This is a genomic window from Paraburkholderia fungorum (genome assembly GCF_046026025.1).
GTDB classification, from domain to species: Bacteria; Pseudomonadota; Gammaproteobacteria; order Burkholderiales; family Burkholderiaceae; genus Paraburkholderia; species Paraburkholderia fungorum_E.
Genome location: NZ_JAQQFL010000008.1, coordinates 1 through 24035 on the forward strand (window position 1 = coordinate 1; position 24035 = coordinate 24035).

Genomic DNA, 24035 nt, shown 5'->3' on the forward strand with positions numbered 1-24035 from the left:
GCCGCCGCTGTGCCGGTGCGCACCGCACATCCCGTGGCAGACGCGCGTCCCGCCACGCCGGATTCGCCGCAGCACTCAGCGTCTGCGAGGGCGGCTGAAAACGCTGATGCGCCGAAATCCGCGCTTGCAGAAGCGGCCAGCATTTCCCTGCCGGCACCCGCTGCTGGTGAAGCGAACGCGGCGCCTGTGGTCGCGGCCGTCGCTGCCGCCCCGGCTTTAGCGCCGTGGCAGGACGAGACGCCCGTCGAATCGAAGCTGAGCGATCCGGTGCCGCCTGTACCTGCGGAGACGGATGCGTCTCGAACGGCGCCGATGCACGAAGCGACGCCCCCGGCGCCGGCAATCCGAACAACTGAAACGGTCGAAGCAAGCAAAGTAGCGGCTACGCCTGCCTTGGCACCGTGGGACGATGCGCCCACTGAGCCGGCCCAAGGCGAACCACCCGCTGCGGCCGCTCCGCAGGAATCGGCTCCTGCGTCTTCGCCTGGCGCTACGGCCGCCACCGCGTTCACACGGGCGGAACAAGCCGCGCCCGCTGCGGCATCGCAAGAATCGCCAGCGGTGGCCGACATTGCGCCGCGTCGTGCAGGTGGCGCGAGCGATGCGCTCAATGTATTGCGTAGTGCCGGGCTGAAAGTGTCGTCGGACCGTGGCCGTGCCACGGCAGCGGCCGCGACCAATCCTGCTGCGGCCACGCCGAAGCCTGCCGCACCACGCGTTGTCGTGAACGTGCCGACGCCGGGCGCCCCACGCCGGGCGCCGCAACAGGACGCCGCACCGGCAGCGCGTGCGCCGTCGCCCCAGGCCCAGGCCCATGCCCAGGAACCACGCGGCTCGTCGAGCGCGCCGTGGGACGACATGCCGCCCGATGAATATATGCCGCTCACAGCAGCGGACGAGGGCTATTACGGCCTGCCGGACGACAACTACATGCCGGTGTTCGACAGCGGACCCGACGACGTCCGCGTGAACGCCGCGCCTGCGCCAACACCCGCGCCGGTGGTCGACAAGCGGCCGCTTCCCGCCGCCGTGCCGCTCGATCCGCTGGGTTTTCAGGGTGATTGGCCCGCGCTCGCCGTCGATCTGCCACTCAAGGGCATTTCGTATCAACTCGCCTTCAACAGCGAACTGATGGCGCTCGAAGGCAACACGCTCAAACTGAACGTGCCGGTACCGCAGTACGCGGAAGCCTCGCAGGTCGCCAAACTGAAAACCGCGCTCGCCGACAAGCTCGGCCAGAACGTCGAAGTACTTGTCGAAGTCGGCCCGGCGCGCCGCACGGCAGCCGCGCACGACGCCGCCATGCGGGCCCAGCGCCAGCAGGAAGCCGAGCGCGAAATCGGCGCCGATCCGTTCGTGCAGTCGCTGATCCGCGAGTTCGGCGCGAGCATCGTTCCCGGCTCGATTCGCCCGATCACACAGGACGCCGGCCCGAACGGCGCGCCGTCCGTCCACTGATTCGCCGCGCCCGCGTGGCGCACCCGATTTCCGGATTTCACGCTATCAAGAAGGAGCATGTCCATGATGAAAGGCCAACTCGCCGGGCTGATGAAGCAGGCCCAGCAGATGCAGGAAAACATGAAGAAGATGCAGGAGCAGCTTGCATTGATCGAAGTCGAAGGGCAGTCGGGCGCCGGTCTCGTCAAGGTGACGATGACGTGCAAGAACGACGTGCGCCGCGTATCGATCGATCCGAGCCTGCTAGCCGACGACAAGGACATGCTGGAAGACCTGGTCGCCGCTGCGTTCAACGACGCCGTGCGCAAGGCAGAAGCCACCGCTCAGGAAAAGATGGGCGGGATGACCTCCGGTCTGCCGCTGCCGCCGGGCTTCAAGCTGCCGTTCTGAGCGGCGTCGCTGCAAGAATGGACTCACGCCGCTGCTTTGGCGGCGGTGTGAGTTGAATACCCGGCAACATCCACTTCGACACCGCCGATTCGCATGAAACAACCTTCCGCCTTGTCGGCGCTCGTCGAAGCGCTGCGCGCGCTGCCCGGAGTCGGGCCTAAATCCGCGCAACGCATGGCGTACCACCTGATGCAGCACGACCGCGACGGCGCCGAAAAACTCGGCCGCTCGTTGCTGTTCGCGACTGAACATCTGCAGCACTGCGAGAAGTGCAACACCTTTACCGAAGCGCAGATCTGCGAGGTCTGCCTCGATGAAGAGCGCGATCCGACGTTGTTGTGTGTCGTCGAGACGCCCGCCGACCAGATCATGCTCGAACAGACCATGACCTATCGTGGCCTTTATTTCGTGCTGATGGGGCGGCTCAGTCCGCTCGACGGCATCGGCCCGAAGGAGATCCATTTCGACCGGCTGGTCAGGCGCGCGTCGGATGGCATCGTCAAGGAAGTCGTGCTCGCAACCAATTTCACCAATGAAGGCGAGGCCACCGCGCACTACCTCGGGCAGACGCTCAAGGCGCGCGGTCTTGCCGTGACGCGGCTCGCGCGCGGTGTGCCGGTGGGCGGCGAACTCGAATATGTCGACGCCGGGACCATCGCCCGCGCAATGCTCGACCGGCGCTCGATGTAGCGCGAGTCACAGAAAGCGCCACGTCGCGGCGCGCTGCAATGTCTGGGCGAGCCGCGTGAGATCGATCCGCAAGACTCGCGCCGCGCTTGTGCCAGGAACAGAACACAGAGGAGACATATGAGCGTCAATCCCGATCCCAGCGCCACTGCCACGCCCAAAGGTCCGCTTGCCGGTGTCAAGGTGCTCGAACTCGGCACGCTGATCGCCGGCCCGTTCGCCGCGCGTTTTCTCGGCGAATTCGGCGCCGACGTCATCAAGATCGAAGACCCCAAAGGCGGCGATCCGCTGCGCAAATGGCGCAAGCTCTATCCGGAAGTCGGTGGCACGTCGCTATGGTGGGCCGTTCAGGCGCGCAACAAGAAATCCGTGACGATCAATCTGAAAGCCGAAGAGGGCAAGGAGATCGTGCGGCGTCTGGCGAAAGAGGCCGATATCGTCGTCGAGAATTTCCGGCCGGGTTTGCTGGAGAAGCTCGGCCTCGGTTATGACGTCCTGTCGGCGGAGAACCCGGGGCTCGTGATGGTGCGTCTGTCCGGCTACGGCCAGACCGGGCCGTATCGCGACCGGCCGGGATTCGGCGCGATCGCGGAATCGATGGGCGGCTTGCGTCACATCACCGGCTATCCGGATTTGCCGCCGCCGCGCATCGGCATTTCGATCGGCGATTCGATTGCCGCGTTGCACGGTGTGATCGGTGCATTGATGGCGCTGCACCACAAGCAGGTGAACGGCGGCAAAGGGCAGGTCGTCGACGTCGCGCTCTACGAGGCGGTCTTCAACATGATGGAAAGCGTGGTGCCGGAGTATGGCGTGTACGGCATGGTGCGCGAGCGCACCGGCGCGTCGCTGCCGGGCATCGTGCCCTCGAACACGTATCCTTGCCGCGACGGCAGCATCGTCATTGGCGGCAATAGCGATCCGATCTTCAAGCGCCTGATGATCGCAATCGAACGCGAAGACCTGGCGAACGATCCGGCCTTGGCGCACAACGACGGCCGCGTGCCGCGTACTCAGGAGATCGACGGCGCAATCGCCGCGTGGCTCGCCACGCGTACCATCGACGAAGCGCTCGCGGTTCTGAACGCCGCCGACGTGCCGGTCGGCCGTATTTACAGCGTCGCGGACATGTTCACCGATCCGCAATTCATGGCGCGCCAGATGATCCAGCGCTTCAAGTGGCAGGACGGCCAGGAAATCACGCTGCCGGCAGTGACGCCGAAGCTCTCGGAAACGCCCGGTGAAACGCGCTGGTTAGGCCCGGAACTGGGTGAACATACCGATGAAGTCCTGCAATCGCTAGGTTATGATTCTGACGATATTGCAAGGTTGCACGCGCAACAGATCGTGTGAGTAAGTGGCAGCCGAAATCGGGTGATACGGAGAAGCTGTAGTCATCCGCGCGCGGTTCCAAAACCGCGCGCCGCTTTAACGGGTTGCTCGATGAAGCGTAGATTGAAAGTGTGGCAGCCGACGCTCAAGGCGTAATCACCACCTTCCCGATCACCCGGCGCTCCGCCATATCACGCAACGCGCGGCCGGTGTCATCGAGCGAATAACGCGCCGACACATAGGGTTTGAGCTTGCCTTCACGTATCCAGCCGGTCATCTGCTCGAACGCGGCGTGATTGTGTTGCGGCTCGCGTTTTGCAAAGTCACCCCAAAACACGCCGACGAGGCTCGCGCCTTTGAGCAGCGTCAGGTTGAGCGGCAACTTGGGAATCTCGCCGTTCGCAAACCCCACCACCAGATAACGCCCGCGCCAGCCGATGCTGCGAAACGCCGGTTCCGCATACACGCCGCCGACCGGATCGTAGATGACGTCCGGGCCTTTGCCGTCGGTCAGCGCCTTGATGCGCTCGCGCAGGTCTTCGGTGCTGTAATTGATGGTGGCGTCCGCGCCGTGCTTCACGCAGGTGGCGAGTTTTTCGTCGCTCGACGCCGCCGCGATCACGCGCGCGCCGAGCGCCTTGCCGATCTCGACCGCGGCGAGCCCGACGCCGCCCGCGGCACCCAGCACCAGCATCGTCTCACCGGCCTTCAACTGAGCGCGATCGACCACCGCGTGATGCGATGTGCCGTAGGCGAGCGTGAACGCGGCGGCCAGTTCGAATTCGACGCCGTCCGCCAGCGGCACGCACGCTGTGACGGGCGCCAGCGCTTGCTCCGCAAATCCGCCCGAACCGGTGAACGCGACCACCCGCGAGCCTGGCCTGAACTGCGTCACACCGGCGCCGACCGCGCGCACGACGCCCGCGACTTCCGAGCCGGGCGTAAAGGGCAGGGGTGGCTTGAACTGGTATTTGTTCTCGATGATGAGCACATCGGGAAAGTTGACGGCAGCCGCTTTGACGTCGATCACGACGTGGCCGGGCGGCGGCTCGAGATCCGGCAGGTTTTCGACGACCAGGCTCTCCGGCGGCCCGTATTGGTTGCAGCGAATCGCGCGCATCGTGTCTCCATATCGATCAAGGTCCCCCGAAAAGATTTCCTTTGGGGCGTCACAACTATTCTGAGTGTAAAACAATCCGCACGATCGTGCGTTTTTATCACTCGAAGCCGTGTGTCCACGGGGGCGATACCCGTCGGCGCGAGGTCTGACGCGTGCGCTTTGCATGACACGCGCGCGCTGCCTGCCGTGTCGTTCGCGTGCCTTCTTTCCTCGGTTACAATCGCCGGATGCGAATCCTACTCAGCAATGACGACGGCTATCTGGCGCCCGGCCTTGCCGCGCTTTACGAAGCGCTCAAGCCGATGGCGGACGTCACCGTGATGGCCCCGGAGCAGAACTGCAGCGCCGCGTCCAATTCCTTGACGCTGTCGCGCCCGCTTTCAGTACTGCGCTCGGCGAACGGGTTTTACTACGTCAACGGCACGCCAACCGATTCGGTGCACATCGCGCTGACCGGTATGCTGGACCACACGCCGGACCTCGTCGTCTCGGGCATCAACAACGGCCAGAACATGGGCGAGGACACGCTCTATTCGGGCACCGTCGCCGCCGCCACCGAAGGCATCATGTTCGGTGTGCCGGCCATCGCCTTCTCACTGGTCGACAAAGACTGGGTGCATCTCGAAGACGCAGCACGTGTTGCCGCCGAGATCGTCGCGCACTACCTCAAACAACCGTTGCCGGGGCATCCGCTCCTGAACGTCAATATTCCGAACCTGCCGTATGAGCAACTCGGCGGCTGGCACATCACGCGTCTCGGCAAGCGGCATCCGTCGCAGCCGGTGATCCGCCAGACCAACCCGCGCGGCGAACCGATCTATTGGATCGGTCCGTCGGGCAGTGCGCGCGATGCGAGCGAAGGCACCGATTTCCATGCTGTCGCGAACGGCCAGGTATCGATCACGCCGCTGCAACTCGACCTGACCCACACGCAAATGCTGCCTGCAGCGCGCGACTGGGCACGCGCCGGCAGCGGCGCTTCATGACCAGCGAGCGCGCAAAGCGCTTCCCGCTCGGCCTCGAGGACCTGGTGCGCGAACCGCGCAGGGCCGAAGGTCGTCCGGGCGAAGTACGCGCGGCGGCACTCGCCGCGAGCGCGGCACTGAATGCACGCCAGCAACCGGCGAAAAATTCGCCATCGGGCTCCGCGGGGAAGGCCCCGGCGAAGCCGCCGGCGAGGGCGCTGACCCAAACGCCGCCGACGTCGCAAACGAAGCCGCAAGTCAAAGGCCCCCTGAAAGCGCCGGTGAGCGCGGGAGGCAATGCCTCGAACAGGTCGCAAGCCAAGCCTCACGCAGCAACCGTTGCGCAAGGTTCGGCTGGGCGCGCCGCGCCAAAACTGGTGCCGGTAGGCAAGCCCACTGCCAAACCCAGCGACCGCGGCGCCACACCGAATGTCGCGTTGAACGGCGCCTTGGCGCTAACTTCGGAACGGGTTCGCGAACGGATGGTCGAACGCCTGCGTGCGAACGGTGTGACCGATCAGCGCGTGTTGAACGCGATGTCGGTTGTGCCGCGCCACATGTTTGTCGACCCGGGTCTCGCGGCCCAGGCCTATGAAGATGCCGCGCTGCCGATTGGCCATCACCAGACGATTTCCAAGCCCTCCGTGGTCGCGCGGATGATCGAACTGGCCGCCGCCGGGCGCGCGTTGAACAACGTGCTCGAGATCGGCACAGGTTGCGGCTATCAGGCAGCGGTACTGAGCCAGGTCGCGCGCGATGTTTATTCGATTGAACGCATCAAGCCGCTGTCCGAACGCGCGAAGACAAACTTGCGTCCGCTGCGCATTCCGAACATCCGGTTGCATTACGGCGACGGTCGCCTGGGGCTGCCGTCGGCGGCGCCGTTCGATGCGATCGTGATCGCCGCGGCGGGGCTCGACGTACCGCAAGCATTACTTGAACAACTCGCGATCGGCGGCCGTCTGGTCGCGCCGGTCGGCTCGCAGGAAGGGCAGAACCAGGTGCTGACCCTGGTCGAGCGCCTTGGACCCGCGCAGTGGCGCGAGTCGCGGCTTGATCGCGTTTTCTTTGTACCCTTAAAATCCGGAGTGATTTGACACCGATGAGTATGTTGCGCGCGATGCAAAGAACCAGACTGACTATCCCTATGACCGTAACCCAGCGTAGCGTGTGCGTGCTCGCCTTGTCCCTGTTGATGTCGGCCTGTGCGACCCGCCTCGATCAGGCGCCCGTCGTCGATCGCTCCGGCAGCGGCGCGCTCGGCACGCAAGCCGCGCAACAGCCGGCCGTGCCGCTCGGACCGCCGCCGCCGGGCTACTACCGCGTGAAGCCGGGCGATACGCTGTACCGGATCGCGTTGGAGAACGGCCAGAACTATCGCGATATTTCGGCGTGGAACAATCTCACTAACCCGAATCAGATCGAAGTCGATCAGTTGCTGCGCGTCGTGCCGCCGGGTGCGAACACCGCGGCGCTCACGCCGGGTGTAGCGACGGCGCCGATCGGCGGTGGTGCGGTGCAGAGCGCGCCGCTTGGCAGCACGCCGTCAGCCGGTGCCACTGCAGGTGTCGCGACGCCGCCGATCTATGGCTCGGGTGCGAACGCGTCGGCAACGCCGCCGGCCAACCCGGGCGCCACGAGCGACTCGAGTGCGGGCGCGTCCGGCAACATTGCGTTTGCATGGCCGGTGCGGGGGCCGATGCTCGGCACGTTCAACGATTCGACCAACAAGGGTATTAATATCGGCGGCGCGGCTGGCGATCCCGTCAAGGCTTCGGCGGATGGACGCGTGGTTTATGCCGGAAATGGGCTGCGTGGTTACGGCAATCTCATTATCATCAAGCATGATGCAACTTATCTCACAGCGTATGCACACAACCGCGCTTTGATGGTAAAAGAGGGGGATGCGGTAACCAAAGGGCAGAAGATCGCTGAGATGGGCAATAGCGATTCCGACCGCGTGATGTTGCATTTCGAAGTTCGCCGGCAGGGTAAACCTGTCGACCCACTGAAGTATTTGCCGCCGCAATAAGCGATACAACCATGCCGAAATCGAAACGCCGCCTGCCGCAAGCCGAGTCTGAGACGATTAGCCGCGTCACGTCCGCTTCGGTGGAGGACGGCGGCGTTTCGGAGGCGGAAGAAGAGATCGTCGAGGAACGCGATCTCGATGAACACCAGGGCGGCGCGGAAGAAGCCGGCGAGGCCCGCGAAAGCACGCGCGACGCCGCGCCCGACGTGGACGATTTTCGCGCGCTGCTGCAAGCCGAGCTGACGGCCGACACGATCCAGCATTACCTGAACCGCATTAGCGTCAAGCCGCTTCTGACAGTCGAGGAAGAGCAGAAGTATTCGCGTCTGGCGAAGGCCGGCGAGTTCGAGGCGCGGCAAGTGATGATCGAGCGCAATTTGCGGCTCGTCGTCAGCATCGCGAAGGGCTACCTGAACCGCGGGGTGCCGTTGCTCGATCTGATCGAGGAGGGCAACCTCGGCTTGATGCACGCCATCGAGAAATTCGATCCCACACGCGGTTTCCGTTTCTCGACCTATGCCACCTGGTGGATTCGCCAGAGCATCGAGCGCGCGATCATGAACCAGGCGCGCACCGTGCGTTTGCCGGTGCACGTGATCCGTGAGCTCAACCAGGTGCTGCGCGCGAAGCGTCATCTGGAAAAAAATTCGATGAATTCCGGCGAAGCAGCCGAGCGCCGCGACGCCAGCATCGACGACATTGCCTATCTGACCGGCAAGACCACCGACGAAGTTACCGACATTCTCGCGTTGAACGAGCACACCGCGTCGCTCGACGCGCCGCTCGATCTCGATCCGGCGAGCAGCCTGCTCGATCTGCTGTCCGACGACCAAAGCCAGTCGCCGGATGCCGAAGTGCAGCATCGCGAGCTGGAAACGCTTACACGTGCGTGGCTCGCGCGCCTGTCGGACAAGCATCGTCATGTGATCGAGCGCCGCTTCGGGCTGAACCACATCGAGCCCGCCACGCTCGAAGAGCTGGCCGACGAAATGGGCCTCACGCGCGAGCGTGTACGCCAGATCCAACAGGAAGCGCTGGTGCGGTTGAAGCGCTTCTTCGCCTCCAACGGTGTTCGGAAGGACGCCGTTCTCTAAGCTGATGACACCGATTCTTGTTTTCGACATCGAGACGATTCCCGATGTCGCCGGCATTCGCCGCCTCGAAGATTTGCCCGCCACGCTGAGCGACGCCGAAGTCGCCGAGCACGCTTTCGCGGCACGCCGCGAAAAGACCGGCGGCGATTTCCTGCCGCACCACCTGCAGCGGATCGCGGCGATTTCCTGTGTATTCCGCGACAACAACGGTTTTCGCGTGCGCTCGCTCGGCACGCTGGAAGACGGTGAGGCGGCGCTCGTGCAGTCGTTTTATCGCGTGATCGAAAAGTACACGCCGCAACTCGTGTCGTGGAACGGCGGCGGATTCGACCTGCCGGTGCTGAACTATCGCGCGCTGATCAACGGCATCCCGGCGTCCCGTTTCTGGGACCTCGGCGAGGACGACCGCGAGTTCAAGTGGAACAACTACATCAGCCGCTATCACGCGCGTCATACTGATCTGATGGACGTGCTGGCGATGTACCAGGCGCGCGCCAACGCGCCGCTCGACGCGCTCGCGAAGATGTGCGGCTTCCCCGGCAAGATGGGGATGGACGGCAGCCAGGTGTGGCACGCATACCAGGCAGGGCGCATCGAAGAAATCCGCAATTATTGCGAGACCGACGTCGTCAACACGTACCTGCTGTATTGCCGCTTCCAGTTGATCCGCGGCGCGTTTTCGGCTGAAGAGTATGCTGACGAGATCAACCTGGTCAAGAATGCATTAGCGCTGGAAACGGCGCCGCAGTGGGCCGAATATCTGGCCGCATTCGATCAATAAGCCGCAGTATTCCGATGGCGACGCGGTTCGCAGCAAGCGAACCGGTCATAACGTGGGCAGGCAGGCGCTAGCCGCCGCAGCCGCGCCAAATCGTTGGTAACGGCGGCGCTTCGTCTACAATCTCGCCTTTCCCCAAGTTGTCAGGAAGTCGCAGGTGTCCCGAACTGCCCCCCAACGTCGCTCGCCCAAGCGCCAGAAGGCGCCCGCTCCCGTCAAGGCGCGCGTCATTACCGGCAATGAGCCGATCATCGAAATCGTTTCGCTCGACATGGAAGCGCGCGGCGTCGGCCGCGTCGAGAGCGAAGACGGTACGCCCGGCAAGGTGATTTTTGTCGAAGGCGCGTTGCCCGGCGAGCGCGTCAGCTACTCGACGCATCGCAGCAAGGCGAAGTTCGAGCAGGCCGAGGTTGTCCAGGTGTTTCGCGAAAGCGTGCTGCGCACCAAGCCGAAGTGCACCTACTTCGACACCTGCGGCGGTTGTTCGATGCAGCATCTCGACATCCGCGCCCAGATTGCCGCCAAGCAGCGCGTGCTCGAAGACGATTTCCAGCACCTGGCGAAGCTGCGCCCGGAGACGGTGTTCCGGCCGATTCAGGGGCCGGCGTGGGGATATCGCTACCGCTCGCGTCTGGCTGTGCGCTATCTGCCGGAAAAGGGCGGCATGCGCATCGGCTTCTACGAGAAGAAGAGCGGCTACATCGCCGATATGAAGACCTGTGAGGTGTTGCCGCCGCATGTGTCGGCGATGCTGATGCCGCTGCGCTTCATGGTCCGCAAGCTGTCGATATACGACCGTATGCCGCAGATCGAGCTGGCGGTCGGCTCCTCGGTCACCGCGCTGGTGCTGCGCAATCTCGCGCCGATCACTGCCGCGGACGAACAGGTGCTGCGAGAGTTCGCCGACGAACATAAGATCCAGTGGTGGTTGCAGCCGGGCGGCGCTGACACGGTCACACCGTTCTATCCACTCGACGCGCAACTCGACTACACGCTGCCGGAATACAACATCCGGATGCCGTTCAAGCCGACCGATTTCACTCAGGTGAATCACGCAATCAATCGCGTGCTCGTGAGCCGCGCGCTGCGTCTGCTGGCCCCGTCCAGCACGGACCGGGTGCTCGATCTGTTCTGCGGAATCGGTAACTTCACGCTCCCGCTCGCGCGAATTTCGAAGGAAGTGGTGGGTATCGAAGGCAGCGAGGTGCTGACTTCGCGTGCGCTGGCCAATGCCGAGCTGAACGGTGTGGCGGGCCATACGTCGTTTGCTTGCCGCAACCTGTTCGATATCACCGCCGACGATATGCGCGCTCTCGGTCATTTTGACAAATTCCTCATCGACCCGCCGCGCGAAGGCGCGCTGGCCGTCGCCAGGGCGCTCGCGGAGATCGCGCAGAGCGGCAATGGGCCGTTGCCCAAGCGTATCGTCTACGTGTCGTGCGCCCCGGCCACGCTCGCTCGCGATTCGGGCATCCTGGTGCATGATGCGGGCTACCGGCTGGTGGGCGCAGGGGTGGTGAACATGTTCCCGCACACGTCGCATGTGGAGTCGATTGCGTTGTTCGAGCGGGACTGAGGGCGCTCGCTGTCAACCCGCCTGGTGTGCATGAGCTGCCGGCACGCCACAAACAAAAACGCCACGACCGAAATCGTGGCGTTTTCTGTTTGGCGCTTTCTTAAAGCGCGTGGTCGAGGCTTAGAACTGCCACCACGACTTTTCCTTACCCGGCCTTGCATGGCCCGTGATATACGGGCTGTCAGGGAAGGTGCCAGCCAGAATGCGTTTCGTGTCGTCGGCCAGTTGCGGCTGATTCAGCTTCTGGTAAGACAGCATCATGATGTGCAGTGCGTCTTCGATCGACGGTGCGTTCTTGTACTCTCGCAACGCCAGTTGTGCGCGGTTGATCGCGGCGACGTAAGCGCCACGGCGGTAGTAATAATCGGCCGCGTGGACTTCGTGCGACGCCAGGGCGTTCACGATATAGCGCATGCGTTGCGCGGCGTCCGGGGCATACTTGCTGTTCGGGTACTTGTCGACCACGACCTTGAACGCGTCATACGACTCGCGCAGCGACTTCGGATCGCGCTCGCTCATGTCCTGACCGGAGAAGCGGCCAAACAGACCGAGGTCGTCGTTGAAGTGGATCATGCCCTTCAGGTAGTACGCGTAGGCGATGTCCGGGTGATCCGGGTGCAACTGGATGAAGCGGTCGATGGCCTGGTCGGCCGCGGCGTTTTCGTTATCTTTCCAGTTGCAATACGCGACGTTGATCTGCGCTTGCTGGGCAAAGTGGCCGAACGGATCGCGGCCTTCGAGCATCTCGAAATACTTGGCGCACTTGCCGAAGTCACCACCGGTCAGCGCGTCGTTCGCCTCCGTATATAATTTGTTGTTGTTCCACGTAGCCGTCTCGTCGGTTTTTTCCGGCAGGCCGTGGCAAGCCGCAACAACGGCGACGGCTGCGGCGCACGCAATGTATCCGGCCACTTTCCGGGCCGCCTTCTTGATGGCCGCCAAATTGATCGCCGCTTTAGTGATGGTGTTCAAGGCTCGCATTTTCCAGTCTAGCTTTACGTCCAGGTGACCCAGACTCAATGACCCGCTCAAATACTCCAGGTACCGTAACCGGTGCCGGGAATAGCAACAAAGATTATAGCGTAAGCGCTGACCCCTCCGACGCGTTGGGCGTCGATTCCCTCGACGACGATCTCGCCAGCGACGCACTGGCCGCCGCCGGCCCGCAAAGCATGGTGCCGACGGTGGCGAGCCGCGTGGCGGACGAGTCGCCGCGCAGCGTCGTCGTACCTGACGAAATGGCCGGCGAGCGCCTCGACAAGGTGCTCGCCCGGGTCTTTCCGGAGTTTTCACGTAACCGGCTGCAAAGCTGGATCGAGTCGGAGCGGGTGCGCATCGACGGCAAGCCGGCCAAAATCCGCCAGCCGGTGCCGCTTGGCGCGACCATCGAGCTCGTGCCCGATCTGCTGCCGGAGCAACTCGCGTTCACGCCCGAGCCGGTACCGCTCGACATCGTCTACGAGGACGATACGCTGGTGGTCATCAACAAGCCGGCCGGCATGGTCGTGCATCCGGCGGCCGGCAACTGGAGCGGCACGGTCCTGAACGGGCTGCTGTACCGCTACGGCGACGCCGCGGCGGGCCTGCCGCGGGCCGGCATCGTCCATCGGCTCGACAAGGAAACCTCCGGTCTGATGGTGGTGGCGCGCACGCTCGAAGCGCAGACCGATCTGGTGCGCCAGCTTCAGGCGCGCACGGTGAAGCGCCGTTATCTCGCGTTAGTGTGGGGCAACATGCCCGAAGAGGGCACGATCGACGCGCCGATCGGCCGCGATCCGCGCGAACGCACACGCATGGCGGTGGTCACGAGCGCGTCGGGCAAAGCGGCGCGCACGCATTTCCGGCGTGTGGATACGGCGATCTGGCAGCGGCAGCCGGTCACCGCGATTCATTGCGATCTGGAAACCGGCCGTACCCATCAGATTCGCGTGCATTGCGCGCACATCGGCCATCCGCTGCTCGGCGATCCGGTGTATGGGCGCGCGCGCGGCAAGCGATCAGTGACGCCGTTGCCGGACGGTTTCGCGCGTCAGGCGCTGCATGCATGGCGCCTCGGCCTGATTCATCCGCAAACCGGCCGCACCATGCAATGGCGCGCCGATGCGCCGGAAGACATGCAGGTGCTGTCTGCGGCGCTCGGTCTTGGGCGGGATGACGCCGGCGAGTTCGACGAGACGTACTACGAGGAAGACGACTACGACGCCTCGCTGGACGACTATGCCGACGAAGACGAAACACCCGGCGACGGCGATTCTGCCGAAGACGATGAACATGACCAGCACGACGAGGACGATCACGCATGAGTTTGCCCGAGCTGAGCTTTGCCGATGTCGTGCAACCCGCGTGGAACGTGTCGCCGCGGGTGCGGGCGCTCGTCACCACCCGTGACGGTGGCGTGAGCGAGCCGCCGTTCGGCCGCTGGCAGAACGGCGTGGATCAGCCCGGCGGCCTGAATCTGGGGATGAAAGCGGGTGACGATCCGGCCGCGGTCGCGATCAATCGCACGCGGCTGCTGAATCTGGCAGGCGTAGGCGAGGCCGCGTGGCTCGAACAGATTCATGGCGCGGGCATCGTGCGTGCGGAGGATGTGCTCGCGCAGACTCAGGCAAGCGGCGGGCCGACACGAGCGGACGCCAGCGTCACCGATCGGCCCGGCACGATGTGTGTCGTGATGGTCGCCGATTGCATGCCGGTGCTGTTGTGCGACGAAGCGGGCCGCGCGGTCGGTGCGGCCCATGCCGGCTGGCGGGGTCTCGCCGCAGGCATTGTCGAACAGACTGCACAGCGCGTGGCCGACCTCGCCGGCGTGGAGAGCTCGTCGTTATGCGCCTATCTCGGCCCGGCGATCGGGCCGGACGCATTCGAGGTGGGGGCAGATGTGCGTGACGCCTTCATGAATGGCGTGGGCGGTGTACAACGGGAGGCCACCGCGAATGCATTCGTTACGCATCCGCACAACCCCGGCAAATATCTCGCCGATCTCGCGGCACTGGCGCGCTTGCGCTTGCAGCGGCTCGGCGTGACGCGCATCGCCGGCGGCGATCTGTGTACGGTCACGCAGCGCGAACGCTTCTATTCGTATCGCCGCGATCGCGAGACCGGTCGCATGGCCGCCCTGATCTGGCTGGACAATCAGGCGCAGACGATCGCGGAATAAGTCCGTTAGTCAGTTGCCATGGCGCCGGCTGCGGTGGGCGCGACGCCTGGCTGCCAACATACGTATGAGGGTTTATTCGGAGGCGCGGCACGTTATTTTGCTGCGCTGCCGGAATTCGTCGCGCATGCGTAAATCTGTCGCCGAAAGTGTTTGAGTGCGAACGGATAAATTGAAATAAGACCGGGCAGTATGAGAGGTTTTTCCGTTTTCATCGGTACCGATAAACCCATGCCCCAAAAGCGCGATCTGCCACACAGGGAAAACGATAATTAAAAAACTATCGCACTGCGGCAAAATCGGGAACAAGCATTGACATGCCTTGCGATGGGGAGCAAGAATGTTCCTCACGAGCTCCTCGTATATGGGACAGGGCGTGACGAGGTCGCGAGTAATCGCCCGCGTGCGCACGAACCTGCCTCTCAACCCGTCCGCAAGGACTTACCGGTCAAAAGCAGGTATGGCAGCATCACATTCCTCAGCTTCCCCCAGCACGGACTCCTCAACGGAGCACACGCAGCAGGCCGGTACGAGCGGCGCAACACCGGCCGCAGGCATGCAGCAGCTATTCGACGCCTGGGCGAACGCATGGCGTTCGCTCGGCACTCCGCCCGGTGGCAACGGCGCGCCTTTCCCGATGCCGCAAATGCCTCAGGTACCGCAAATGGGCCTGCCGCACATGCCGTCGCTCCCGGGCATGCCTGACTTCAGCAAACTGGCTGCGGGATCTCTGCCGTCCATGCCTTCATTCGCCGGACTCAATGTTCCGAGCGCCGCGATTCCATCGGAGCGTCTGCAAAAGCTGCAAGCCGATTATTCGCGCGAGGCAATGGAGCTGATCCAGCAGGCGGCGAGTTCCACGACGAAAGCCCCCGAACTCAAGGACCGCCGCTTCAGTTCCGAGGCGTGGAGCGCGACACCGGCCTATGCATTTACCGCTGCGTGGTATCTGTTGAACGCGCGCTATCTGCAGGAAATGGTCGACGCGCTCGAAACCGAACCGAAGATGCGCGAGCGCGTTCGGTTCGCGGTTCAGCAATGGACCGCGGCCGCATCGCCGAGCAACTTCTTCGCGTTGAATCCGGAAGCGCAAAAGACCTTGCTCGATAGCAAGGGCGAGAGCTTGCGGCAGGGCGTGATGAATCTGCTGGGTGACATGCAGCGCGGCAAGATTTCGCAGACAGACGAATCGCGTTTCGTGGTCGGTGAGAATCTCGCGAACACCGAAGGCTCGGTCGTGTTCGAGAACGACCTGATGCAGTTGATCCAGTACAAGCCGCGCACCGCCACCGTGCGCGAGCGGCCGCTGCTGATCGTGCCGCCCTGCATCAACAAGTTCTACATTCTCGATTTGCAACCGGAGAACTCGCTGGTCGCGCACGGGCTCGATTCGGGGCATCAGGTGTTCCTGATTTCGTGGCGCAACGCGGATGCGTCGATCGCGAGCAAGACGTGGGACGACTATATCGGCGAGGGTGTCCTCAAGGCGATCGAAACCGTCAGCAAGATCAGCGGTCGCGAGCAGATCAACACGCTGGGCTTTTGCGTGGGCGGCACCATGCTGGCCACGGCGCTGGCGGTGGCGGCAGCGCGCGGCCAGCATCCGGCGGCGTCGATGACCTTGCTCACCGCAATGCTCGACTTCTCGGACACCGGTGTGCTCGACGTATTCGTCGACGAGGCGCATGTGCAGATGCGCGAGCAGACCATCGGCGGCAAGAACGGCGGCACCCCGGGATTGATGCGCGGCATCGAATTCGCCAACACCTTTTCGTTCCTCCGGCCGAACGATCTGGTGTGGAACTACGTCGTCGACAATTACCTCAAAGGGCGCACGCCGGTGCCGTTCGATCTGCTGTATTGGAACAGCGACTCGACCAGTCTGCCGGGCCCGATGTATGTCTGGTATCTGCGCAACACGTACCTCGAGAATCGTCTGCGCGAGCCGGGTGCGTTGACCACCTGCGGCGAGCCGGTCGATCTCTCGAAGATCGACGTGCCTACCTTCATCTACGGTTCACGCGAAGACCATATCGTGCCGTGGCAAACCGCCTACGCGTCGGCCCCGCTGCTCGCCGGGCCGCTGAAGTTCGTGCTTGGCGCGTCGGGTCATATCGCGGGCGTGATCAATCCGCCGGCGAAGAAAAAGCGCAACTACTGGACGCTGGAAGGCGATGTCAAAACGTTGCCGGAAAGCCCGGACGAATGGCTCGATCAGGCGGCCGAAGTGCCTGGCAGCTGGTGGCCTGAATGGACCACGTGGCTCGACCAGTTTGGCGGCAAGAAAGTGAAGCCGCGCGCCGCGGCCGGCTCCGCCGAATTCCCGGTGATCGAACCGGCGCCTGGGCGTTACGTGCGGCAACGGGAGTAGGGTTAGCGCCTGAGGGCGCGGTTGTCTGGCGGTAGGAATGCGCGTCCGGCTGGGCGAGGGCGCATGAGCAACAAGATTTTTAACTTGACGGGCTACGGCCTATTTGGCCGATGTGCCCGGAGGATATGGAAATGACTGATGTTGTGATCGTATCGGCCGCTCGTACGGCAGTGGGCAAATTCGGTGGGTCGCTGGCAAAGATCGCCGCGCCGGAACTCGGCGCCACCGTGATTCGCGCCGTGCTCGAACGGTCTGGTCTGAAGCCGGAGCAGGTCAGCGAAGTGATTCTGGGGCAGGTGCTGACGGCCGGTTCGGGTCAGAACCCGGCGCGTCAGTCGCTGATCAAGGCGGGCTTGCCTACGGCGGTGCCCGCCATGACGATCAACGTGGTGTGTGGCTCGGGTCTGAAGGCCGTGATGCTGGCGGCCAATGCGATCATCGCGGGCGATGCGGACATCGTGATCGCCGGCGGTCAGGAAAACATGAGCGCCGCGCCGCATGTGCTGCCGGGCTCGCGCGACGGTTTTCGCATGGGCGACGCGAAGCTGATCGACTCGATGATCGTCGACGGTCTGTGGGATGTCTACAACCAGTACCACATGGGCGTGACGGCGGAAAACGTCGCCAAGGAATACGGCATCACGCGTGAGCAGCAGGACGCGTTCGCGGCGCTGTCGCAGAACAAGGCGGAAGCAGCACAGAAGTCGGGCCGTTTCAACGACGAAATCGTGCCGGTGGAGATTCCGCAACGCAAGGGCGAACCCCTGCGTTTCGCAACGGACGAGTTCGTGCGTCACGGCGTGACGGCTGAAGCGCTGGCGGGTCTGAAGCCGGCTTTCTCGAAGGAAGGCACGGTCACGGCGGCCAATGCGTCGGGCCTGAACGACGGCGCGGCGGCGGTGCTGGTGATGTCGGCGAAGAAGGCCGAAGCGCTCGGCCTCAAGCCGCTCGCGCGTATCAAGGCTTACGCCACCTCGGGTCTGGATCCGAAGATCATGGGCATGGGCCCGGTGCCCGCGTCGCGTCGCTGTCTCGAGCGCGCGGGCTGGACGCCGGCCGATCTCGATCTGATGGAAATCAACGAAGCGTTTGCCGCTCAAGCGCTAGCTGTGAATCAGCAAATGGGCTGGGACGCGTCGAAGATCAACGTGAACGGCGGTGCGATTGCGATCGGCCATCCGATCGGCGCGTCCGGTTGCCGGGTTCTCGTTACGCTGCTGCACGAAATGCAGAAGCGCGATGCGAAGAAGGGGCTGGCTTCGCTATGTATCGGCGGCGGCATGGGCGTGGCGCTGGCGCTCGAACGCGCTTAACCGGGTTTCGAGCCCCGGCCTCAAAGGCAGGGGTGGCCGGCTCGCAGGCTTAAGCATCAAGCAGGCTCGAGCAGGCTCAGGTGGGTTTAGCAGGCGGTAAGCAGGGTTGCCGCGCGTTGTCTGACAGCAGGTGGCGCGTGGTGAGTAATGGCCTCGTCGGCCGGTCGCCCGGCGGCAGTGGAGATGCAGTACCAGGCGAGGGAAGAGGCAGCCGGTCGGCGCCTCGAAAACGAAAAACGGAGTGTAGTGTATGACACAGCGAATTGCGTACGTAACGGGCGGGATGGGCGGCATCGGCACGAGCATTTGCCAACGGCTGCACAAAGAGGGCTTCAAGGTCGTTGCAGGTTGTGGCCCGAATTCACCGCGCCGCGTGAAATGGCTCGAAGAGCAGAAGGCGCTCGGCTACGATTTCATTGCGTCCGAAGGTAACGTCGGCGATTGGGAATCGACCAAGCTGGCGTTCGACAAGGTCAAGGCCGAAGTCGGCGAGGTCGACGTGCTGGTGAACAATGCCGGTATCACGCGCGACGTCGTGTTCCGCAAGATGACGCACGAAGACTGGACGGCGGTGATCGACACCAACCTGACCAGCCTGTTCAACGTCACCAAGCAGGTGATCGACGGCATGGTGGAGCGCGGCTTCGGGCGAGTCATCAACATTTCGTCGGTGAACGGCCAGAAGGGGCAGTTCGGCCAGACCAACTATTCGACCGCGAAGGCGGGCATTCACGGCTTCACGATGTCGCTGGCGCAGGAAGTGGCCACTAAAGGCGTGACGGTGAACACCGTGTCGCCGGGCTACATCGGCACGGACATGGTCAAGTCGATCCGTCCGGACGTGCTCGAGAAAATCGTTGCGACGATTCCGGTGCGCCGTCTCGGCCAGCCGGACGAAATCGGCTCGATCGTGGCATGGCTCGCGTCGGACGAATCGGGTTTCTCCACGGGTGCGGATTTTTCGCTGAACGGTGGTTTGCATATGGGCTGAGTCGTTGGCGCGCTGCTCACAAGGCAGCGTGTTCTGGCTCAGATGGTTCCGGCGGCGTCTCGACTGTGCGATAACCCGATTGCGCAGTCGGTATGACGCCGTTTCCGCGCTCAACTCGCGCTCAAAGGCGTTACATGACTACTACAAAGAAAACAGCCGAACGACTGATCAAGAAATATCCGAATCGCCGGCTCTACGACACCGAGACAAGCACGTACATCACGCTGACGGACGTTAAGCAGCTCGTGCTGGATCAGGAGGATTTCAAGGTCATCGATGCGAAGAGCAACGAGGATCTGACGCGCGCCATCCTGTTGCAGATCATTCTCGAAGAGGAGAGCGGCGGCTTGCCGATGTTCTCGTCGTCCATGCTATCGCAGATCATCCGATTCTACGGCCATGCGATGCAGGGCATGATGGGCACGTATCTGGAGAAGAACATCCAGGCCTTCATCGACATTCAGGCGAAACTCGCCGACCAGTCGAAGAATCTGTACGAAGGCAAGGCGATGAACCCCGAAGTCTGGTCACAGTTCATGAACATGCAGGCGCCGATGATGCAGGGCATGATGACCAGCTATATCGAGCAATCGAAGAACATGTTCGTGCAGATGCAGGAGCAGATGCAGAACCAGGCGAAATCGATGTTCGCGACTTTCCCGTTCACGCCCGGTGGGCCGGTGAACGCGGCTGGAGTGCCGGTCGGGCCGGCCAATCCACAAAGCAATCCGGAGCCGGAGAAGAAGTAAGCACGCAGCGCGGCGCCGACGCGACTGGCGCGTCTCTGCTTATGCGCTTGACGGGCGCGGTGGTGGGGTAGGCACGTCGCCCAAGTGGAAGGGGGCGGGGTGCGACCGCGGCGGCGCGCCGTGGTTCGGGCGCCGGGCGCAAGCTGACGGGCACGGCCGCGGTACAATCCCCGGTCGTTTGTGCAGGTGTCGGGGTGTGATCCTCGTGGTTCTTGTGATTCCGTCTCACCCTTGAGTCCGCATCGCACATTCCCCGCACGCTCCCATTTGTGGCCGTTGTCACCGCTGTATTCCCGCCCGCTCTATGTCGCCGACCCATTTCCTTACCGCCGCCACGCCTTCTATTCCGATGGCCGGATTTGTCAGTCTTGGCTGATCGTAAGATTCGCCAGCGCAGCGTGGGCGCGGCTCTCGCATGAGCCGGCTGTTCCTTGCGCCCATGGAAGGGCTTGCCGACTACGTATTGCGCGACGTGCTGACCAGCACGGGCGGATTCGACGGATGCGTGTCTGAATTCGTCCGGGTGACGGGTTCGGTGCTTCCCGCGCGCGTCTACGAGCGGGACACCCCCGAAGTCCTGCACGGAGGGCATACACCCGGCGGCACGCCGATGGTGATCCAACTGCTCGGCAGCGATCCTGAATGGATGGCGCTGAATGCGGCTCAGGCGGCCAGTTTATCGCCGCACGGACTCGATCTGAACTTCGGTTGTCCCGCCAAAGTCGTCAACCGGCACGGTGGCGGCGCGATGCTGCTGGCTCACCCCGACCAGTTGAACCGGATCGTTTCATCCGTTCGCGCCGCCGTGCCTGCCGGCATCCCCGTCACAGCAAAAATGCGGCTCGGTGTGTCCGATACGTCGCTCGCGATCGACTGCGCCATGGCGCTCGCGGAAGGCGGTGCGGCTTCCCTTGTCGTGCATGCCAGAACGCGTGACCATGGCTACCGGCCGCCGGCCCATTGGGAGTGGATCGCGCGAATCGACGACGCCGTGGACCTGCCGGTAACGGCCAACGGAGAAGTCTGGACGGTGGCCGACTGGGAGCGGTGCCGCGCGGTCAGCGGTTGCGCGGACGTCATGATCGGGCGGGGCGCCGTCTCTGATCCTTTCCTGGCCTTGCGCATACGCGGGCTGATGGACCGGACACCTTCCAGCGAGGAATGGCCGGCCGTGCTGGGTCAGCTCGCCGACTACCTGAGAAAACTGGAGGCCCGGGTCGCGGCTCGCCACGAGCACGGACGCGTCAAAATGTGGCTCAGCTATCTGAAGCGGACCTGGCCGCAGGCTGCCGAGCTCCACGCGGCCATTCGGCGCCTGCATGATTCGCGCGAAATTCTTGAGGTGATCGAGCGCGCGCAAGGATTCAGCGATTCGATACCGGCACACCGGTATGCGCCCCTCGGTCTGCCCGGCCCGGCAACGCCTCGCCACTTGGCCCGCTGCGCGGGCGCCGGCGCGGTACAATAAAGGGTTGCGTGCGCGGGACGCTGTCCTCGCTGGGGTCTGTATGGCAATCGGACCTTCAGCCTTGCCGCACCGTCCCCATTTGTCGCCATCGTCACCGCTATACGCCGGACCCACCTATGTCGCAGACCATTTCCCCCGCCGTGCCGACCCCTTCGACTCCGAAGGTCGGATTCGTCAGCCTCGGCTGCCCTAAAGCGCTAGTCGATTCCGAACAGATCATCACGCAGTTGCGCGCCGAGGGTTACGAGATCTCCGGCACGTACGACGGCGCGGATCTCGTTGTCGTCAACACGTGCGGTTTCATCGACGAAGCGGTGCAGGAAAGCCTCGATGCGATCGGCGAAGCGCTCAGCGAAAACGGCAAGGTGATCGTCACCGGCTGTCTTGGCGCCAAGCAGAGCGCGAGTGGTTCGAACCTGATCGAAGAAGTGCATCCGAAGGTGCTGGCCGTGACCGGCCCCCATGCGCTCGGCGAAGTGATGCAGGCGGTGCACAACCATCTGCCGAAGCCGCACGATCCGTTCGTCGATCTGGTGCCGGCTGCCGGCGTGAAGCTCACGCCGCGTCACTACGCGTACCTGAAAATTTCCGAAGGCTGCAACCACCGCTGCACGTTCTGCATCATCCCGTCGATGCGCGGTGACCTCGTGTCGCGCCCGGTCGCCGAAGTGATGCTCGAAGCGGAAAACCTGTTCAAATCCGGCGTGAAGGAACTGCTGGTGATTTCGCAGGATACGAGCGCGTACGGTGTCGACGTCAAGTACCGCACCGGTTTCTGGAACGGCAAGCCGATCAAGACGCGCATGACCGATCTGGTGGCCGCGCTCGGCGAACTCGCGGCGCAATACGGCGCGTGGGTCCGTTTGCATTATGTGTATCCGTATCCGAGCGTCGACGAAGTCATTCCGCTGATGGCCGAAGGTCCGTTCAAGGGCCATGTGCTGCCGTATCTGGATGTGCCGTTCCAGCACGCCCATCCGGAAGTGCTGAAGCGCATGAAGCGTCCGGCCAACGCCGAGAAGGTGATGGAGCGCGTGAAGGCATGGCGCGAGATGTGCCCCGATCTGACGATTCGCAGCACGTTCATCGCCGGATTTCCGGGCGAGACCGAAGAGCAATTCCAGACGCTGCTCGATTTCATCCGCGAGGCGGAACTGGATCGGGTGGGCTGCTTTGCTTATTCTCCGGTCGAAGGCGCGAGCGCCAACGAACTCGACGGCGCCTTGCCCGACGAAGTGCGTGAAGAACGCCGCGCGCGTTTCATGGAAGTCGCCGAGGAAGTGTCGGCCAAACGGATCGCGAAGAAGGTCGGCAAGACACTGAAAGTGCTGGTCGACGAAATTAACGCCGACGGCGGCATCGGCCGTACGGCGGCGGATGCGCCCGAGATCGACGGCGTCGTGTATATCGCCCCGGCTACCAAGGCGTCCAGGCGCTACAAGGTGGGCGATTTCGTCTCGGTCAAGATCACCGGTGCCGATGGCCACGATCTGTGGGGCGAGGTCTAAGCGATGACGGCGAGTATGACCGGCGCGCCGGACGGCCGCAGCCCGGATAGCCACACGCAGGCGCCCACCGAAATCCTCGCGCTGGGCGAGGCGATGATCGAATTCAACCAGTCGGCTAAAGATCAGCCGAACTATCTGCAAGGTTTCGGCGGCGATACGTCGAACTTCTGCATCGCGGCGGCACGACAGGGCGCAAAGACCGGTTTCGTATCGGCGGTCGGCAGCGACCATTTCGGGCGTCTGCTGATCGATCTGTGGGAACGCGAACAGGTTGAGACGGCGCTCGTGCGCGTCGATCCGCACGCGTCCACCGGGGTCTATTTCGTTTCGCACGGTCCAGCCGGTCACGCGTTCGACTATCTGCGCGCGGGGTCGGCCGCGAGCCGCTATGCACCGCACGATTTGCCGCTGGACGCGATCGCAGCAGCGAAAGTCATCCATTTGTCCGGTATCAGTCTCGCGATTAGCCTCGGCGCGTGCGACGCAGCGTTCGCGGCGATCGAGCATGCGCGAGCGAACGGCGTGCGCGTGAGCTTCGACACCAATCTGCGTCTGAAGCTTTGGCCGCTCGCGAGAGCGCGCGCGGTGATGCTCGAAGCAATTCGTCAAACCGACATTTGTCTGCCGAGCTGGGACGACGTGACCGAACTCACCGGCCTGACCGGTCGCGACGAGATCGTCGACTTTCTGCTGTCGCACGGTCCGCGCATCGTGGCGCTCAAGCTCGGCAAGGAAGGCTCGTACATCGCCACGCCCAACGAGCGGCGCGTCGTGCCGGGCCATGTCGTCAATGCTGTCGATGCGACCGGCGCGGGGGACTGCTTCGGCGGTGCCTTCATCGCGCGCATCGTCGCGGGTGACGATCCATTTGAGGCGGCGCGTTATGCGAACGTCGCCGCGGCATTGTCCACGCAAGGGTACGGCGCGGTCGCGCCGATCCCGTCGCGGGCGACGGTCGAACACATCCTGGCCGGCTGACTGTAACGCGCTGGGAGGCGCGCCCTGCGCCCCGCAGCCCGGCAAGGCAAGATCATCTTGAGAGACTAAAG

The 24035-nt window shown here is 63.5% G+C and carries 22 protein-coding genes; 19 read left to right on the forward strand and 3 right to left on the reverse strand.

Annotation, left to right across the window (positions count from 1 at the left end):
• The 4 genes from PQR67_RS11145 to PQR67_RS11160 all read left to right on the forward strand — a co-directional run.
• Window positions 1-1458, forward strand: a 1458-nt coding sequence (locus PQR67_RS11145; protein WP_408458295.1) for a DNA polymerase III subunit gamma/tau C-terminal domain-containing protein, incomplete at its 5' end; no start/stop codon positions are given.
• Window positions 1459-1521: 63 nt separating this feature from the next.
• Window positions 1522-1848 carry a YbaB/EbfC family nucleoid-associated protein gene (locus PQR67_RS11150; RefSeq protein ID WP_007182071.1) on the forward strand — a complete coding sequence of 109 codons (327 nt, stop codon included), beginning with the start codon at window positions 1522-1524 and terminating at the stop codon, window positions 1846-1848.
• Window positions 1849-1941: 93 nt separating this feature from the next.
• Window positions 1942-2538 (forward strand): recombination mediator RecR, encoded by a 597-nt coding sequence (gene recR, locus PQR67_RS11155; RefSeq protein WP_120348694.1) that lies wholly within the window; start codon window positions 1942-1944, stop codon window positions 2536-2538.
• A 117-nt stretch (window positions 2539-2655) separates the two neighbouring features.
• Window positions 2656-3888, forward strand: a complete 1233-nt coding sequence (locus tag PQR67_RS11160) for a CaiB/BaiF CoA transferase family protein (protein ID WP_408458299.1) — start codon at window positions 2656-2658, stop codon at window positions 3886-3888.
• A 124-nt stretch (window positions 3889-4012) separates the two neighbouring features.
• Here PQR67_RS11160 and PQR67_RS11165 read toward each other — a convergent pair whose 3' ends face one another.
• Entirely contained in the window at window positions 4013-4987 is a 975-nt protein-coding gene (locus PQR67_RS11165; RefSeq protein WP_408458302.1) for an NADPH:quinone oxidoreductase family protein, read from the reverse strand.
• A gap of 227 nt (window positions 4988-5214) precedes the next feature.
• Between PQR67_RS11165 and surE the strand changes: the two genes are divergently transcribed.
• The 6 genes from surE to rlmD all read left to right on the forward strand — a co-directional run bounded on the left by surE (window position 5215) and on the right by rlmD (window position 11432).
• Window positions 5215-5973: a 5'/3'-nucleotidase SurE gene (gene surE / locus PQR67_RS11170; protein ID WP_408458305.1), complete on the forward strand. Its 759-nt coding sequence runs from the start codon at window positions 5215-5217 to the stop codon at window positions 5971-5973.
• Window positions 5970-7049: a protein-L-isoaspartate(D-aspartate) O-methyltransferase gene (locus tag PQR67_RS11175; RefSeq protein WP_408458308.1), complete on the forward strand. Its 1080-nt coding sequence runs from the start codon at window positions 5970-5972 to the stop codon at window positions 7047-7049. Before surE ends, PQR67_RS11175 begins: the two co-directional genes overlap by 4 nt.
• A 5-nt stretch (window positions 7050-7054) precedes the next feature.
• A complete protein-coding gene (locus PQR67_RS11180; RefSeq protein ID WP_408458311.1) occupies window positions 7055-7984 on the forward strand; it encodes a peptidoglycan DD-metalloendopeptidase family protein in 930 nt (309 codons plus the stop codon).
• Window positions 7985-7995: 11 nt separating this feature from the next.
• Window positions 7996-9078 (forward strand): RNA polymerase sigma factor RpoS, encoded by a 1083-nt coding sequence (gene rpoS / locus PQR67_RS11185; RefSeq protein ID WP_408458314.1) that lies wholly within the window; start codon window positions 7996-7998, stop codon window positions 9076-9078.
• A 4-nt stretch (window positions 9079-9082) separates the two neighbouring features.
• Complete coding sequence (locus PQR67_RS11190) at window positions 9083-9859, forward strand: 3'-5' exonuclease (RefSeq protein ID WP_408458317.1); 777 nt, start codon at window positions 9083-9085, stop codon at window positions 9857-9859.
• Between the two features lie 154 nt (window positions 9860-10013).
• Entirely contained in the window at window positions 10014-11432 is a 1419-nt protein-coding gene (gene rlmD, locus PQR67_RS11195) for a 23S rRNA (uracil(1939)-C(5))-methyltransferase RlmD (protein WP_408458320.1), read from the forward strand.
• A gap of 120 nt (window positions 11433-11552) precedes the next feature.
• On the opposite strand, the gene PQR67_RS11200 is transcribed toward rlmD, so the two are convergent.
• Window positions 11553-12413 carry an outer membrane protein assembly factor BamD gene (locus PQR67_RS11200; RefSeq protein ID WP_408458323.1) on the reverse strand — a complete coding sequence of 287 codons (861 nt, stop codon included), beginning with the start codon at window positions 12411-12413 and terminating at the stop codon, window positions 11553-11555.
• A 38-nt stretch (window positions 12414-12451) separates the two neighbouring features.
• On the opposite strand from PQR67_RS11200, the gene PQR67_RS11205 reads away from it, so the two are divergent.
• Together PQR67_RS11205 and pgeF are read left to right on the forward strand one after the other, a co-directional pair.
• On the forward strand, window positions 12452-13735 hold the full coding sequence (locus tag PQR67_RS11205) for an RluA family pseudouridine synthase (protein WP_408458326.1): 1284 nt from the start codon (window positions 12452-12454) through the stop codon (window positions 13733-13735).
• Window positions 13732-14589 carry a peptidoglycan editing factor PgeF gene (gene pgeF / locus PQR67_RS11210; RefSeq protein WP_408458329.1) on the forward strand — a complete coding sequence of 286 codons (858 nt, stop codon included), beginning with the start codon at window positions 13732-13734 and terminating at the stop codon, window positions 14587-14589. Before PQR67_RS11205 ends, pgeF begins: the two co-directional genes overlap by 4 nt.
• A gap of 72 nt (window positions 14590-14661) precedes the next feature.
• On the opposite strand, the gene PQR67_RS11215 is transcribed toward pgeF, so the two are convergent.
• Window positions 14662-14937: a hypothetical protein gene (locus tag PQR67_RS11215; RefSeq protein ID WP_408458331.1), complete on the reverse strand. Its 276-nt coding sequence runs from the start codon at window positions 14935-14937 to the stop codon at window positions 14662-14664.
• Between the two features lie 205 nt (window positions 14938-15142).
• Between PQR67_RS11215 and phaC the strand changes: the two genes are divergently transcribed.
• The 7 genes from phaC (at window position 15143) to PQR67_RS11250 (ending at window position 23964) form a co-directional block, all read left to right on the forward strand.
• Window positions 15143-16957: a class I poly(R)-hydroxyalkanoic acid synthase gene (phaC, locus tag PQR67_RS11220; protein ID WP_408458774.1), complete on the forward strand. Its 1815-nt coding sequence runs from the start codon at window positions 15143-15145 to the stop codon at window positions 16955-16957.
• A gap of 131 nt (window positions 16958-17088) precedes the next feature.
• Window positions 17089-18270, forward strand: coding sequence for an acetyl-CoA C-acetyltransferase (locus tag PQR67_RS11225; protein ID WP_408458334.1), 1182 nt, complete (start codon window positions 17089-17091; stop codon window positions 18268-18270).
• A gap of 250 nt (window positions 18271-18520) precedes the next feature.
• Window positions 18521-19261, forward strand: coding sequence for a 3-ketoacyl-ACP reductase (locus tag PQR67_RS11230; RefSeq protein ID WP_408458337.1), 741 nt, complete (start codon window positions 18521-18523; stop codon window positions 19259-19261).
• A gap of 134 nt (window positions 19262-19395) precedes the next feature.
• Window positions 19396-20010, forward strand: coding sequence for a polyhydroxyalkanoate synthesis repressor PhaR (phaR, locus tag PQR67_RS11235; protein ID WP_408458340.1), 615 nt, complete (start codon window positions 19396-19398; stop codon window positions 20008-20010).
• 415 nt (window positions 20011-20425) lie between these two features.
• A complete protein-coding gene (locus PQR67_RS11240) occupies window positions 20426-21478 on the forward strand; it encodes a tRNA dihydrouridine synthase (protein WP_408458343.1) in 1053 nt (350 codons plus the stop codon).
• A 116-nt stretch (window positions 21479-21594) separates the two neighbouring features.
• Window positions 21595-22986 (forward strand): 30S ribosomal protein S12 methylthiotransferase RimO, encoded by a 1392-nt coding sequence (gene rimO, locus PQR67_RS11245; protein ID WP_408458346.1) that lies wholly within the window; start codon window positions 21595-21597, stop codon window positions 22984-22986.
• Window positions 22987-22989: 3 nt separating this feature from the next.
• The gene (locus tag PQR67_RS11250; RefSeq protein WP_408458349.1) at window positions 22990-23964 is read left to right on the forward strand and encodes a sugar kinase; all 975 of its coding nucleotides are present in this window, start codon (window positions 22990-22992) and stop codon (window positions 23962-23964) included.
• Window positions 23965-24035: the final 71 nt, after the last annotated feature.